Annotated in this window: 11 protein-coding genes; 7 read left to right on the top strand and 4 right to left on the bottom strand. The window is 62.9% G+C overall.

The annotated features are described in order from the left end of the window. Positions 1-28: 28 nt before the first annotated feature. From C442_RS09210 to C442_RS09200, 3 genes are all read left to right on the top strand, one after another. A complete protein-coding gene (locus tag C442_RS09210) occupies positions 29-775 on the top strand; it encodes an MBL fold metallo-hydrolase (protein WP_008309783.1) in 747 nt (248 codons plus the stop codon). 90 nt (positions 776-865) lie between these two features. Continuing rightward, on the top strand, positions 866-1,345 hold the full coding sequence (locus C442_RS09205) for a hypothetical protein (protein WP_008309781.1): 480 nt from the start codon (positions 866-868) through the stop codon (positions 1,343-1,345). Between the two features lie 145 nt (positions 1,346-1,490). Beyond that, complete coding sequence (locus C442_RS09200; RefSeq protein ID WP_239642290.1) at positions 1,491-2,774, top strand: outer membrane protein assembly factor BamB family protein; 1,284 nt, start codon at positions 1,491-1,493, stop codon at positions 2,772-2,774. A gap of 28 nt (positions 2,775-2,802) precedes the next feature. Here C442_RS09200 and C442_RS09195 read toward each other — a convergent pair whose 3' ends face one another. Both C442_RS09195 and C442_RS09190 read right to left on the bottom strand, forming a co-directional pair. After that, complete coding sequence (locus tag C442_RS09195) at positions 2,803-3,909, bottom strand: DNA topoisomerase IV subunit A (protein WP_008309777.1); 1,107 nt, start codon at positions 3,907-3,909, stop codon at positions 2,803-2,805. Between the two features lies 1 nt (position 3,910). Beyond that, entirely contained in the window at positions 3,911-6,301 is a 2,391-nt protein-coding gene (locus C442_RS09190; protein ID WP_008309775.1) for a DNA topoisomerase VI subunit B, read from the bottom strand. 139 nt (positions 6,302-6,440) lie between these two features. Between C442_RS09190 and gyrB the strand changes: the two genes are divergently transcribed. The 3 genes from gyrB (at position 6,441) to C442_RS09175 (ending at position 12,058) form a co-directional block, all read left to right on the top strand. Beyond that, complete coding sequence (gene gyrB, locus C442_RS09185) at positions 6,441-8,369, top strand: DNA topoisomerase (ATP-hydrolyzing) subunit B (RefSeq protein WP_008309773.1); 1,929 nt, start codon at positions 6,441-6,443, stop codon at positions 8,367-8,369. Continuing rightward, complete coding sequence (gyrA, locus tag C442_RS09180) at positions 8,366-10,840, top strand: DNA gyrase subunit A (RefSeq protein ID WP_008309771.1); 2,475 nt, start codon at positions 8,366-8,368, stop codon at positions 10,838-10,840. The genes gyrB and gyrA overlap by 4 nt, the downstream gene beginning before the upstream one ends. Before the next feature lie 171 nt (positions 10,841-11,011). Continuing rightward, a complete protein-coding gene (locus C442_RS09175) occupies positions 11,012-12,058 on the top strand; it encodes an FAD-binding oxidoreductase (RefSeq protein WP_008309769.1) in 1,047 nt (348 codons plus the stop codon). Here the strand turns inward: C442_RS09175 and rocF are convergent, their stop codons facing one another. Continuing rightward, entirely contained in the window at positions 12,059-12,973 is a 915-nt protein-coding gene (gene rocF / locus C442_RS09170; protein ID WP_008309767.1) for an arginase, read from the bottom strand. A 56-nt stretch (positions 12,974-13,029) separates the two neighbouring features. Continuing rightward, positions 13,030-13,947 carry an NAD-dependent epimerase/dehydratase family protein gene (locus tag C442_RS09165; RefSeq protein ID WP_008309765.1) on the bottom strand — a complete coding sequence of 306 codons (918 nt, stop codon included), beginning with the start codon at positions 13,945-13,947 and terminating at the stop codon, positions 13,030-13,032. A 110-nt stretch (positions 13,948-14,057) separates the two neighbouring features. Here C442_RS09165 and C442_RS09160 point away from each other — a divergent pair, with 110 nt between their 5' ends. Further along, entirely contained in the window at positions 14,058-14,591 is a 534-nt protein-coding gene (locus C442_RS09160; protein ID WP_004515710.1) for an Rrf2 family transcriptional regulator, read from the top strand. Positions 14,592-14,823: the final 232 nt, after the last annotated feature.

Here is a 14,823-nt window from a genome sequence, read left to right as displayed (position 1 = left end):
TAATGGCCGTCTCCGAGAACGACCGTACATGACAGTCAGACACGACGGCATCACCGCGGAGTGGCTCGGCTACGCGACGCTGCGGCTGGAAGGCGAGGAGACGGTCGTCTACTTTGACCCCGGTCGGTACGGCGTCCTGACCGGCGAGTGGGAACCGGACACGCCCGGTATCGGCCACCCACCGACGCAGGACTACGCCCCCAAAGACGGGGATATCGTCTGTGTGACCCACATCCACCACTACGACCCCGACGGCATCCGCCGCGTCGCGGGCGAGGACGCCACCGTCGTCGCATTCGAGGGTATCAACGTCCACGCGACCGACCGCGACCTCGACCGCCTCGCCGACCTCGATTACGAGGTCCGCAAAGTAGGGATGGAGGCCGACGTGTTAGTCGACGACGTGCCCATCTGGACCATGCCGGCGTACAACCACGAGGACGGCCGGAACGTGAAAGACGACGGCAGCCCCATCCACCCGAAGGGTATCGGCTGTGGCTTCCTCGTCTCGCTGGACGACACCCGCGCGTTCTGGCCCGGCGACACCGACGTGCTGGACGGCCACGCCGAACTCGACGTGTCGCTGTTCGTCCCCACTATCGCCAAGAACTACACGATGAACCGCCACGAGGCCGCCGACCTGGCCGAGGAGATGGACCCGGACCTCGTGTTGCCGATGCACTACAACACGTTCGAGTCACTGGAGGCAGATTCCGGTGCGTTCGCCGAAGACGTCGCGAAACGCGGCGTCCCGGTCGTACTTGACGAGAACTGACTGGCGAACCCGTCTGTGGCGACCCGAGACGGTGGTCGGTCTATTTGTCAGTCAAAACAATATTGAAGGGTTCAGCAGAACACCACCGACATGGAACGCGCCAGTGACCGAGCAGGGGAAGCACGTTCCTCGGCCGAACGAACGCCCTCGCTCGGTCACCTACTGCTTGTCTGGCTCCTTGTCGGGCCGTCGCTGTGGTCCCTTGGTTCTGCCGTGGCCGATGCGATTCAGGCCGAACTGCCGCTGTCGACGATGGGAGCCGGCCTGCTGTTCGGAACGATAGTCGTCGTGTCGTTCTGGACCGCCGGCTTTCAGCCCTCACTCAGGGCCAGTTTCGGCTATTTTGTCGCGGAACTGAGTATCTATCTGGTCTTGGCTGTCGGGGTCGTTACGGTCTTCGTTCCGACCTTTACACCGTGGGTTACGATTGCTGTCCAACTCGTGTCTATCTGTCTCGCCGCGACGCTGGTGTTCACCCCGGTCGGTGCGAACATACGGAACTGGTTCCGGCGACATGTCCGCTCTCTGCTGAAACTACCGCCACAAGACCGGTCAGTCGATCGCGACTGATGGATTCTCGACCGAGCAAACGCGGATTCGTTTTGCCGGTCAGTCGTTCCGGGTAGTACACTAATTGCGCACCGGTCTCACCACGACTGTTCCCGTTTTCCACTCGACAGAAAACACTTACCGAGAGACAGGAGATGGACTCCTAATGCCCTCCTCCCGTCGGCGATACCTTCGTGGCTGTGTGGCGACCCTCGGACTGGCGTCCGCTGGCTGTCTCGGTTCGAACGGGTACATAGAGACTTCACCGATTGGAACTGAGACGACACCGGAATCAGAGGCTGGGACGGCCGCCCACAAGCGTAGCGGGGAAACGGAACCGTTCGTCGCCTGGCAGCAATCACTCGGTTCAGCGATCACTGCCCCGCCAGTTAGTACGGGGAGCGGTCTGTCTGTCGGGACTGAGTCGGGAACGGTCAAATCACTCGCAACTGCTGACGGGAGCCAGCAGTGGTCATACGACGCGAGCGACCCCATCCGCTCGCAGCCGCTACGCGTCGGGAACACCGTCTTCGTCGTAAGCGGGAAAGAAGGGCTGTACGAGGATCACATCGTGGTGGCACTCGACGCCGAAAGCGGCGCGAAGCAGTGGACGTTCTCGCCCGGAGAGTGGTGGCTGGAGTTGCTCGGCGCGACCGAGGAGATGGTGTACGTCGGGACCAACACCGACGCCCCGTCGAAGCAGGGACGGACGCTCTACGCGCTCGCTGTTTCTGACGGGTCGGTACAATGGTCCGGCGAAGTCGGTGACCAGTACGAAGGCGTCGTGCGCAACGGGACGATATACGTGGCGTCGTACGGCCGGTTCTACGCGTACGACGCTGAAAACGGTGAGCAACAGTGGGTCACTGACGTTTCCGACTACTACTCCCAGACGATGGTCGCCGACGACGACACGCTCTGTTATGCCGCCGACGTGGACGAGACCCGCGGCACGCTAATCGGCGTCGCTGCCGACACCGGTGAGACCGTCTGGAGACACGACGAGGGGTCCGTCGCATCGACGACACTTCACGATGGAACGCTCTATATCGGTGGCACACACGTCGCTGCGCTCGACCCCGCGAGTGGCGAGCAACAGTGGCAAGCGGAGCAGTCCGGCTACGTCCAACAAGCCCCGGTTCAGAACGGCGTCCTCTATGCAGGTGGCGACGTACTACGCGGGTACGACAGTAGCGACGGCGAACTGGACTGGACATGGGAGCCCGACGTAGACGTTGAAGGGGTGGTGCCGGCAGCGGTCGTTTCCGACACCCTGTACGTGGACTCGTGGACGGACGGCGACCCGCGGAACCGATTCAAGTTCGCAGTCGACGCGACGGCCGGAACGAAACGGTGGGCGTTCGATGTCGGGAGCGACCTGACCGATCTGTCCGTCGACGAAAAACGTGGATATGTCGCCGCTGACGATACCGTCTACGCGCTAGAATAACCGAAACCGAGCTTCGTTGCTGCCGTGTCTAAAGCAGGCCCATCTCGTCCAGCCGTTCGGGCAGGTAGGTCTCCGTCACGAAGTCGAGCCCCCGAGAAGCGAGTGCCTGCTGTTCGGCCTTCTTGTTGATATCGAGCTGGAGTTCGATCTGTTCCTCCCAGAAATCAGTCTGGAAGCGCGGGTCCTCCAGTTCGCTCTCCAGGGCGTTGACGTCGGAGTCCGACAGCGGGTCCGTCGGCAGTTCGTACTCGACGATGTCCTCCGGGCGGATGCCGATGAACTGGGCCTCGGGGGTCGCCAGATACTCAGAGAGGTGGGCACTCTTGATGGAGCCGTAGGAGACCGACCCGAAGATGCGGTACGACCACGGGTCACCGTCAGTGAACACCGTGACTGGCAGGTCGAGTTCGTCGTGGAGCCGTTTGATGAGCCGCCGGGTGGCCCGCGCGGGCTGGCCGCCGAGGTGGACGACCAGCGCGTCGTACTCGTCGTCGAAGCCGTTCTCGACGAGTCGGTCGCGCATGCCGCCGGTCTCCACGCAGAGGACGAACTTCGCGTCGTTGTCGAGGAACTCGATGGTGTCGGGGTTGTTCGGGATCTGGTAGCCGCCCTGTCCCACGTCGTCCTGACAGTGGATCTCGCGGTCGCCGCGGTTGGTCTGCTCGCGGAGGAGCAGCGGCCCCATCACCTTCGCACCGGACTCCTCCGGACGCATGTGGAAGTCCTCGCGTTTGACGTCGGAGACGATTTCGAGGTCCTCGATGAGGTTGTTCGACTCGTCCTGCGTGTTGAACTGGGCCTCGTCGAGGTCCCAGGACTCCGAGAGGTAGTACAGTTCACGCAGGGTCGAGGAGCGGTCCTCCTCCAGTTGCTGGGAGAGGAAGTCGATGGTGTAGACGGCCTTCAGGATCTTTTCGGCCCCGGAGATCGTCTTGGCCGACCGCGTGGAGTTCCGGTCGCCGTACACCCAGACCTGCTCGTCCTCGTCGAAGACGATGTTCGATTTGGTCCGGGTGGGGATGGTCATCGTCGGCACCTCGCCGTCGGCGAACTGGTCGTAGAAGTCCGCCGCGAGGTCGATGAGTTGCTCGCGCGCTTCCTCGGTGTCGGGTGTGGTGTCTGAGTCGGTGCTCATATCAGGCGTTCACCGTGAGTTTCTCCTCTTCGATGCCGTCGACCGAGACGGTGAACTCGGCCTCGTCGGTCACGCTGTATTCGAGGACGGCGGTCTCGCCGGCCCCGACGGTCGGGGACCACTTGACGAACCACTCGCCGTCCATCTCGACGACGTTCGCGCCGTTGGCGACCTGCGGTTCGGCGGTGACGATGTCGGTCAGTTCCACGTCCGCGTTCGTGTCGTCGTTGTTCTCGATGCGGACCCGGACCGTGTCGTCCTCGACTTCGCGCTCGACGAGGACGTTGTTCATGATACGGGCCAGCGAGTCGTCGATGTGGAGTTCGTCGTTGTCGGTGACTTCGGTGAGCTTCTCGGCCATCTCCGGCAGGATGGTCGCGAGTTTGTCCTGCTTCTCGCGGCGCTGTTGCATCGACTGGCGCTTGTTCAGGTAGCTCTTGAGTTCGCGGGCGGCCTCCCGGATGGCGAGTTCGATCTCGTCTTCCATCTCGGGGACGTTCGCGATGGCGTCCTTGGACTCGCTGGTGAAGGGGACGTTCGTCGAGGCGACGTGGACCATGATGACGGCCGGCCCCTTCGGGATGCCCGAGCCGCCGGGCTGGTCGAGGTTGTAGTTGCGCCACCGGATGGATTTCACGACATCTGTGGTCGCACAGGCCCCGCGCTGGTACACCAGCGGCACGCGGTTGGCGAACCGCATCACGTCAACGGTCCCCTCGCTTTCGAGTTCGCCGCCGTAGGCGATGCCGGCCTCGACGATGAACGGGTCGCCGCCGTGGACCGACGCGTCCCGCGTCGATGCGGCGTAGAAGTCCGCGTCGAACTCCTTCCGGAGTCCTTCCTCGACGAGTTCCGCGCTGATCGGGGAGAGGCAGTCCGTCGGCGGCGCGATGATGTCCGTCTCGCGCATCGCCGACAGCAGTTGGCTGGCGGTGTCGCGGTCGTCGGCGATATCGGCGACCTTCGGCGGCTCCTCCGGGACGCCCTCGGCGGCCGTCCAGAGCGCCTCAAGCACGTTTTCGCGGGCCGTGTCGCCGAAGGTGGCGTCGTCCTGCTCCTCGGTCATGTCGGCCGCGCGGTCGATGTAGTCCCGGAGTCCGTCGCGGGTCAGCCGGTGGCGGCCGTCGTCGTCGAATTTGTCGGCCAGTCGGCTCGCCAGCCCCTCGATTGCGGCGTCGTCCTTGCGTTTCGTCGTCACGTCGTCGACGAGGGCGTAGAGGTCGCTGGATAGAGTGTCGCTGACGGCTCCCCAGGCGGCGTCGACGGCGTTCTCTCGAACCGTCGCGCCGAAGGTGGTGTCGCTGTCCGCTTCGGCGTCTTCGGCTGCCGCATCGACGATAGATTCGATCTCGTGGTACGCGACCCGGTCGCGGTCGTGGATGGCATCGGAGACAGCGGCGGCGAACGTCGCCGTGGTTTCAGCCCCTTTGTTCGCCACGGCGTCCTCGACGGCGGCCTCGATGTCTGCGTCCTCGCCGACTTTCGGCGGCTGCCAGGCCATGCCGCGGCCGTAGTGGTGGTCGTTGAAGTTCGCGATGACGCTGTCGGCCGTCTTCCCGCCGACGCGGGTAAACTCCTCCTGCATGAACCCAGAGACGGAGTAGGAGTCCGTGGCTTCGAGCATCTTTAGCAGGGTTCCCAGTTCGACGCCGTGTGGGTGCGGGCGTATCTCCTCGGTCTCGTCGGGGAGTTCGGCGCGCTCGGCCCGCTCGAACTTCAGGGACTCGTCCAGCCCCGGTTCGTCGAACTCGATGCGGGCGTGGGGGTTGACGACGGCGGTGTCCTGAATGTAGTCCCGTAGCGTCGACCGGGCCCGCATGTTGGCCTCCATCTCCAGTTCGATACGGGTCCCGTGGGGCCGTTCCCACGTCGTCGTCTCGTCGACGCTGATTTCGGGTTCGTTGGTGTCCGTATCGACGATGAGTTCGAAGTACTGTGCGTCGTCCTGGCCCTTCGGCCGGGAGGTGATTTTCGCCGGCTTGCCGGAGGTGAGCTGGGAGTAGAGGACGGCCGCAGAAATCCCGATACCTTGCTGTCCGCGGTTCTGCTCTCTGGCGTGGAAGCGGGAGCCATAGAGGAGCTTCCCGAAGATTTTCGGTGCCTGTTCCTTCGTGATACCGGGGCCGTTGTCCTCGACGACCAGCTTGTAGTAGTCGCCGGACTCCTGAATCTCGACGTAGATATCGGGGAGAATACCGGCCTCCTCGCAGGCGTCGAGCGCGTTGTCGACGGCCTCTTTGACGGCCGTGACGAGCGCCCGGGCCTCCGAGTCGAAGCCCAGCATGTGCTTGTTCTTCTCGAAGAACTCGGCGATGGAGATGGCCCGCTGGGATTCGGCCAACTCCTCGGCGATCCCCTCGCCCTCGCCGAGTCGCGACTGATACGAGGTCATTGTCGTGCGGTACGTACCCGCGTCGGGGTTAAAAGGTAATCGCCACCGGAGTGAAAGTAAACGCCGTCCCCGACAATCGCTGTCCCGCGCGCGTGCGGGAGCTTTATACGTCCCCCTCTATTAGGACGGGTAAGTTCCTATGTCAGGAGAGTCTGATGAGTACGGCGCAAAGTCGATCCAGACCCTCGAAGGGCTGGAAGCCGTCCAGAAGCGACCCGCGATGTATATCGGGTCGACGGACGCTCGCGGCCTCCATCATCTCGTCTACGAGGTGGTCGACAACGCGATCGACGAGGCGCTCGCCGGCTACTGTGATAACATCGACGTAACGATTCACGACGACGGCTCAGTCTCCGTCAGCGACGACGGGCGGGGAATCCCCGTCGATACCCACGAAGAGCACGGCCGTCCGGCCGTCGAGGTCGTGATGACGATTCTCCACGCTGGCGGGAAGTTCGACAACAAGTCCTACCAGGTCTCCGGTGGCCTCCACGGGGTCGGTGTGAGCGTCGTCAACGCCCTCTCGAAGTGGCTCGAAGTCGAAGTCAGGCGCGACGGCGCGCTCTGGAAGCAGCGCTTCGACCACGGTAAGCCCGAGTACGACCTGAAGAAGGTCCGCGACCTCGAACCCGACGAGGAGACGGGCACGACGGTCCGGTTCTGGCCCGACGACGAAATCTTCGAGACCGGCGAGTTCAAGTTCTCGACGCTGTCGTCTCGACTGCGCGAACTCGCCTTCCTCAACTCCGGTGTCGCCATCTCTATCATCGACGAGCGCGACGGCGAAACGGAGACATTTGCCTACGACGGTGGCATCCGTGAGTTCGTCGAGTACCTGAACGAAACCAAGGACCCGCTCCACCGGGATATCATCTACTTCGAGGACGAAGAGGAGATCGCGGAGGGGCCGGTCCAGGTCGAAATCGCCATGCAGGGGACCGACGACCTGCAGGGTTCGATTCACGCGTTCGCCAACAACATCAACACGCGCGAGGGCGGGACACACCTCACAGGATTCAAAACATCGCTCACACGGGTCGTCAACGACTACGCGACCGACAATAATCTGCTGAAAGACCTTGACGACACGCTCAAAGGCGACGACATCCGTGAAGGGCTGACGGCCGTCATTTCTGTCAAACATCCCGACCCGCAGTTCGAAGGCCAGACCAAGACGAAACTCGGCAACAGCGAGGTCCGCGGCATCGTCGAATCGGCGATGCACGACGGGCTGGCGACCTTCTTCGAGGAGAATCCCGATACGGCCGAAGCCATCGTCGGGAAGGCCGTCGAGGCCGCCAAGGCACGGAAGGCCGCACAGAAGGCCGAGGAGCTCACCCGGCGGAAGTCGGCGCTCGACTCGACCGCACTGCCCGGCAAGCTCGCGGACTGCCAGACGCGTGACCCCGAGGAAGCCGAACTGTTCATCGCCGAGGGTGACTCCGCGGGCGGCAGCGCCAAACAGGGTCGAAACCCGGATTTCCAGGCCATCCTCCCCATCAAAGGGAAGATTCTGAACGTCGAGAAACACCGGCTGGACCGGATTCTGGAGAACAACGAAATCCGGAACCTCATCACCGCGCTGGGAACCGGCATCGGTGACGAGTTCGACATCGACGACCTGCGTTACGAGAAGATCATCCTGATGACAGACGCGGATGTCGACGGGGCACACATCCGGACGCTCCTGTTGACGCTGTTCTACCGACACATGAAGCCGCTGCTGGAAGCCGGCTACGTGTACGCCTCCCAGCCGCCGCTGTACCGGATTCGCTACCGTGGAGACACCTACGACGCGATGACGGATGCAGAGCGGGACAAGATCATCGAAGAGAAGTGTGACGGCAACCCCACCCACGTCCAGCGGTTCAAGGGCCTCGGTGAGATGAACCCCGAACAGCTCTGGGAGACGACGATGAACCCCGACAACCGGATTCTCAAGCAGATCACCATCGAGGACGCCGCGGCCGCCGACAAGATGTTCAACATCCTGATGGGCGACGCCGTCGAACCGCGCAAGGAATTTATCAAGGAGCACTCGCCTGAAGCGGAGTGGGTCGATATATGAGTTCCGACGCTAACGACGCGAACGCCCCGGCAGAGCAGATCAAGCACGTCCGCATCGAGGACGAGATGGAGCAGTCCTACATCGACTACGCGATGTCAGTCATCGCGGGTCGAGCACTCCCGGACGTTCGGGACGGCCTCAAGCCCGTCCATCGGCGCATCCTCTACGCAATGCACGAGATGGGCGTCTCCTCGAACACCGCCCATCGGAAGTCCTCCTCGATTGTCGGCGACACGATGGGTGACTACCACCCACACGGCGGTTCGGCCATCTACGACACGCTCGTCCGGATGGCACAGGACTTCTCGATGCGGTACCCGCTGATCGACGGCCAGGGGAACTTCGGCTCGATGGACGGCGACCCCGCGGCCGCCATGCGGTACACGGAGGCCCGGATGGATCCCCTTGCCGAGGAGCTGCTCGAAGACATCGAGAAGGACACCGTCGACTTCTCCAGCAACTACGACGACCGCCTACAGGAACCCGACGTGCTGCCGTCGAAAGTCCCGAACCTCCTGCTGAACGGGTCCTCGGGGATTGCCGTCGGGATGTCGACCAACATCCCGCCGCACAACCTCGGCGAACTGGTCGACGCGACGGTCCAACTGCTGGAAAACCCCGACTGCACGGTCGAGGACCTGATGGAGCATATCAAGGGACCGGACTTCCCGACCGGCGGCAACATCGTCGGCCGCGACGCCATCTACTCGGCGTATGCGACCGGTCGAGGCCGCTTACGGGTCCGCGCCGAATACGAAGTCGACCCCGAAGAGGGGCGCATCGTCATCAGCGAACTCCCCTACCAGGAGAACAAGGCCCGCGTCGTCGAGCGCATCGCCGACGACGTGAACGAGGGGAAAATCGAGGGTATCGCTGACCTCCGTGACGAGTCCGACCGAAACGGCGTCCGAATCGTCGTCGAACTCAAGCGTGGGGCGAACATCGACGTGGTCGAGAACCGCCTACTCGACCACCATCTCGAATCCACCTTCGGCGTCATCAACCTCGCGCTGGTCGACGGCCAACCGAAAGTCCTCTCGCTGAAAGAGACCCTGCAGCACTACATCGACCACCGACGCGAGGTCGTCCGCCGGCGCTCCGAGTACGACCTCGCCGAAGCCGAGGACCGCGCACACATCCTCGAAGGCCGGCTAAAAGCGCTGGAAAACGTCGAGGACGTGGTCGAACTCATCCAAAACAGCGAGGACCGCGACGCCGCCCGAGCCGGTTTGCAGGAGTCCTTCGAGTTCTCCGAGGAACAGGCCGCTCACATCGTGCGGATGCAACTCGGCTCGCTCACCTCGATGGAAGCGACGGAAATCGAGGAGGAGTACGAGGACGTACAGAACACTATCGACTACCTCGAATCTGTCCTCAACAGCCGCGAGAAGCTCGACAGCGTCATCGCCGACGAACTGCAGGAAGTCAAAGACGAGTACGACGACGACCGCCGGACGAGCATCATCGAAGACGAGGGCCAGGTCACCCACGAGGACCTCATCCCCGAGGAGGACTGCGTCGTCGTCATCACCGAGGACGACTACATCAAGCGGATGCCGGTCGAGAACTTCGATCCCCAGAACCGCGGCGGCAAGGGGATCATCGGCGCAGACCCCAAGGAGAACGACCGCGTCTCGAAGGTGTTCCGGGCCAACAGCCACGATTACCTGCTCTGTTTCACCAACCAGGGGCAGGTCTACCGGCTCAAGACCTACGAGATCCCGGAGATGTCCCGTACAGCGCGGGGCAAGTCCGCCATCAACCTCATCGACCTCGACGACGGCGAGGAACTGACCGCCGTCGTCTCGACCGACGAGTTCGGCGAGGACGAGTGTATCACGATGGTGACCCGGAACGGCTACGTCAAGCGGACCTGCTGTTCGGAGTTCGAGAACATCCTTTCGACCGGAATCATCGCCGCCAAGCTCGAAGACGGCGACGAACTCATCGACGTGGACGTCACCGACGGCACCGGCGACCTCGTCATCGCCACGGAGGCGGGGATGACTATCCGCTTCAGCGAGAGCGAGGTCAGCGAGATGGGTCGGTCCGCACGCGGCGTCAACGGCATCAAACTGCAGGGCGACGACAGGGTCGCGGCGATGGTCGCCACCGACGGCGACGACCGCCGCTCGCTGTTGACTGTCACGGAACACGGCTTCGGCAAGCGCACCAAACTCGACGAGTATCGGACCCAATCCCGCTACGGCAAGGGCCTCATCGACATCAAGACCGACGACCGGAACGGCCGGGTGTCGACCGCCAAGGCCGTCACTGACGAGGACCATCTGGTCATCATGTCCGAACAGGGCCAGATTATGCGTATCCGCGCCGGCGACGTGTCCCAGGTCGGTCGGAACACCAAGGGTGTGACGATTATGGGTCTCGAAGACGACGACCGTGTGGCAAGTGTGACGGTCGTGCCGGCGGAAAGCGGCGAAGAGACGGACGGCGCGGCGTCAAGCCAATAGTAGCATACTCGGCGCTTGCGCCGAGTTTCACGCGAATCGCTTCGCGATTCGCGCCTTTTTCGCCCACGTTTTTCGAGGAGCCGTCCCCGCAGCGAGCAAAGCGAGCGAGGAACGGCGACGATGAAAAAGGTGGTGGGCCAGACATACCCGTGTCGGTGTCGTACCCCGTTTATGGACTTGCCCCGGCATCTCTCACAGCACGACCGGGCGGCGCAGTTGCCGCTGGTCACCGAGGACGCACGGGTGACGCTCGTCGAACCGATGGACCGTAACCGCAACAACGAGGTGTTGTCCGCGGTCCGCGAGCAAATCGCACCTGTTGGAGACCGGTCGTGGTTGGCGGCCGCCCGAAACGGCTCGACAATCCGGTGGTCGGCGTTGTTCGACCGCTTGCGCGATGCCGGGGCGTCGAAACGGCGGCTCGCGCGAATCGAGACGCTGGCCGAGCGCTTCGACCGCCCCTATCCCTCCCTGCTGCGACTGCGTGTTAAACCCGACGTAGACCTCGATTTCGCGCCCGGCCAGTACGTGACGCTCAGGCTTCACGGCACGCCGCGGGCGTACTCGCTGGCAAATTCCCCGAGCGAGGACGAACTGGAGTTCTGCATCCGACTGGTCCCCGGCGGGAAACTGACCAGTGGGCTGTTCGAACACGTCGACGTCGGCGAGGACGTCGTCGTTCGCGGGCCGAACGGCGACATGGTACTGGACCCGCCATCGAGCCGCGATATGGTCTTTCTGGCGACTGGGACCGGCGTCGCGCCGTTCAAGAGCATGATCGACTACACGTTCGAGCAGGGGCGGGACGTGGTCGACGGCGAGCCCCGCGACATCTGGCTGTTTCTGGGCTGTGGCTGGGAGGACGACCTGCCCCACCGTGAACACTTTCGGCGACTCGACGCCGAGTACGACCACTTCCATTTCGTTCCGACGCTCACTCGCGAACCGCTTTTGACCGACTGGGACGGCGAGACCGACTACGTCCAGTCGGTGTTCGTCAACTACGTCGCGAGCGACGCACTGGAGGGTGCGGACCTGCCGGCGCGGTTCGACGCCGTTCGGGAGCAGCGCCCCCAGTCCGGCGTCGACGCCCGCATTGATCCGGCGAACGTCGAACTGTACGCCTGTGGCATCAGCGCGATGGTATCGACGCTGGTCCGGGCCGCGCGAAGCGTCGGGATTCCCGAGTCCGAAATGCAGTACGAGGGGTTCGGATAGCTACAGCACGCGCTTGCCGAAGGCGCTGGCGACGAGCTCACAGGCCAGTTCTGCAGTGCGGTTGTGTTCGTCGAGAATCGGGTTCACCTCGACCATTTCCATCGAGCGCAGTTGGTCGTGGTACTCGGCGACGTACTCCATCGCGATGTGGGCCTCACGGTAGGAGACACCGCCGCGAACCGGCGTGCCGACGCCGGGAGCTTCTGTCGGGTCGAGCCAGTCGAGGTCGAGCGAGACGTGTATCCCGTCCGTCCCGTCAGTCGCGATTTCTAGTGCCTCCGCGACGACCTCCGGTGCGCCGCGGGTGTCGATATCCGACATCGTGAACGCGGTCACGTCACTCTCGTACAAACGGCGGCGCTCTCCGTCATCGACATCCCGTAAGCCGACGAGAACAACATTCTCCTCGCGCACCGCAGGGGTGTGGGCCCAGTCGTGGTCGGCAAACGCCCCGTCGCCGAGGACAGCCGCCAGCGACATCCCGTGGATGTTCCCGCTTGGCGTGGTCTCCGGCGTGTTGAAATCGCCATGTGCGTCAAACCAGATGACACCAAGTTCCTCATCATCACGGGCTGCGCCGACAATGGTCCCGATACCGATAGAGTGGTCGCCGCCCAGCACGAGCGGGAACTGGCCGTCCATGAGCGTGGCGTCGACGGCCGTTGCCACGTCTTCGCACACTTCTTTCGTCTCTCTGAAGAACTTGGCACGACCGGATGGGAGACCGCCCGCGTCCGGGTCGGATTCCTCCGGTCGCGGCACAGCGATGTCACCGCCGTCGATACAGTCGATACCGGCACTCGCCAACTGGTCGGCGAGGCCGCCGTACCGTATCGCTGACGGGCCCATGTCGACGCCGCGCCGGTCGGCGCCGAGGTCCATCGGAACGCCGAGGACGCGAACCTGTGTGTCCATACTCGTGCTTCGACGGGCCAGGACTAAATATCAGTGTTTGCCTGTTCTCCGATAACTTACGTGTAGGGCGCACAGACCAGTTCGATGCCCTCCTCGAAACTGATCTCCGGTTCCCAGCCTGTCGCGTCGTGCATCCGCGAGAAGTCAGCGCAGGTGTCGTGGACGTAGACGTCCTCGGGAATCGGGTTCTCGACGTACTCCGGTTCGATATCGGTACCGAGTTCGTCGTTCAGCATCTCGACGACGGTGTTGAAGTCGTAGGCCTCGCCGGTCCCGAGGTTGTACACGCCGTTCAGTTCGTGTTCGGCGGCCAGAACGAGCCCGTGGACGATGTCGTCGACGTGGGTGAAATCGCGGGTCTGCTCGCCGTCGCCGTACAGCTTCGGCGCGTCGCCGCCGGCAAGGTCGTCGGCGAACTGGGCGATGACGTTCGCGTACTCGCCCTTGTGTTCCTCCGCGCCGCCGTAGCCCTGGTACACCGAGAAGAAGCGCATCCCGGCCAGCGAGAGGTCGTAGTGGTTCTGGAAGTACTCCGCGTACGTCTCCCGGGCCATCTTCGAGGCCTCGTAGCCAGTGTTGACCGTCACATCCATGTCCTCTGGCGAGGGTTCGGTCCGGCTGCCGTAGATTGAGGACGTCGAGGCGTAGACGATGGTGTCACAGCCGTCGTCCCGGGCCTGCTCGACTGTGTTGACGAACCCCTCGACGTTCACGCGAGCGCCGTGGGTGGGATTGTCCTCGTGCATCGCGTAGGACGAAAGGGCCGCGAGGTGGAATACCACGTCCACGTCGGTCGGCAGGTCGTCCGCAAGCACGCTCTGCTCGACGTACTCTACGTCTTCTGATACGTTTTCCGGCGTGCCGAGGTAGCCGTCATCGAGGGCGATGACCTCGTTGTTCTCGGCCAGTTTGTTCGCGAGGTTCGCCCCGATAAACCCCCCACCGCCGGTCACCAGAACGCGTTGATTTTCCATATCTGTGTCAGGTCAGCGCTGGAATAAAGTACTAACGTTTTCCGCGATTCTGGGACGGTTCCAGACGGTTTACCGTCGCATTTAAGGACGGCTGTACCGAACAACAGATTATGTCATCTATCGAACTGACACCCAGTCAAAAGAACATTCTGCAGGAACTGGTAAATCTCTATCGGGAAAGTGAAAGCGCTGTCAAAGGCGAGGACATCGCCGAGAAGGTCGACCGCAACCCCGGGACGATTCGAAACCAGATGCAGAGCCTCAAAGCCCTGCAGCTTGTCGAGGGCGTCCCCGGCCCCAAAGGTGGGTACAAGCCCACCGCCAACGCCTACGACGCACTCCAGATTCAGGACATGGACCAGGCCGCGGAGGTTCCGCTGCGCCACAACGGCGAGCTCGTCGAACACTCGAACGTCGAGGAGATCGACCTGACCAGCGTCCACCATCCCGAGGAATGCCGCGCGGAGATTCAGCTGCAGGGTACGATGTCCGAATTCCACGAGGGGGACTCGGTGACAGTCGGTCCGACACCGCTGTCGAAGCTCCAGATTATCGGGACCCTCGAAGGCAAGGACGACACCAACAACAAACTCATCCTCGCTATCGACGATATGCGGGCACCGGCGGGCGAACCGGAACACTAGTACGTGTCACTGGTCTTTTGAATTGTTTTCCTGCGGTCACCGGGGCCGCGACATACCGTATTTGCCACAGTCTCGCTGGAGAATTGTTCCCCCGCTGAGAGGGATTTCAAAGGGTTTGTATCAGTCGGTTGCGGAGTCTCCGGTATGACAGAGAACGTGGTCGTGCTCGGTGCGGGGTACGCTGGCGCGGGGGCAATCAAGAGTTTAGAGGACGAGCTAGACGGTGTGGCAG

The sequence above is a fragment of the Haloarcula amylolytica JCM 13557 genome (assembly GCF_000336615.1).
Classification (GTDB): domain Archaea; phylum Halobacteriota; class Halobacteria; order Halobacteriales; family Haloarculaceae; genus Haloarcula; species Haloarcula amylolytica.
This window is presented reverse-complemented; position numbering and strand designations above follow the sequence as displayed.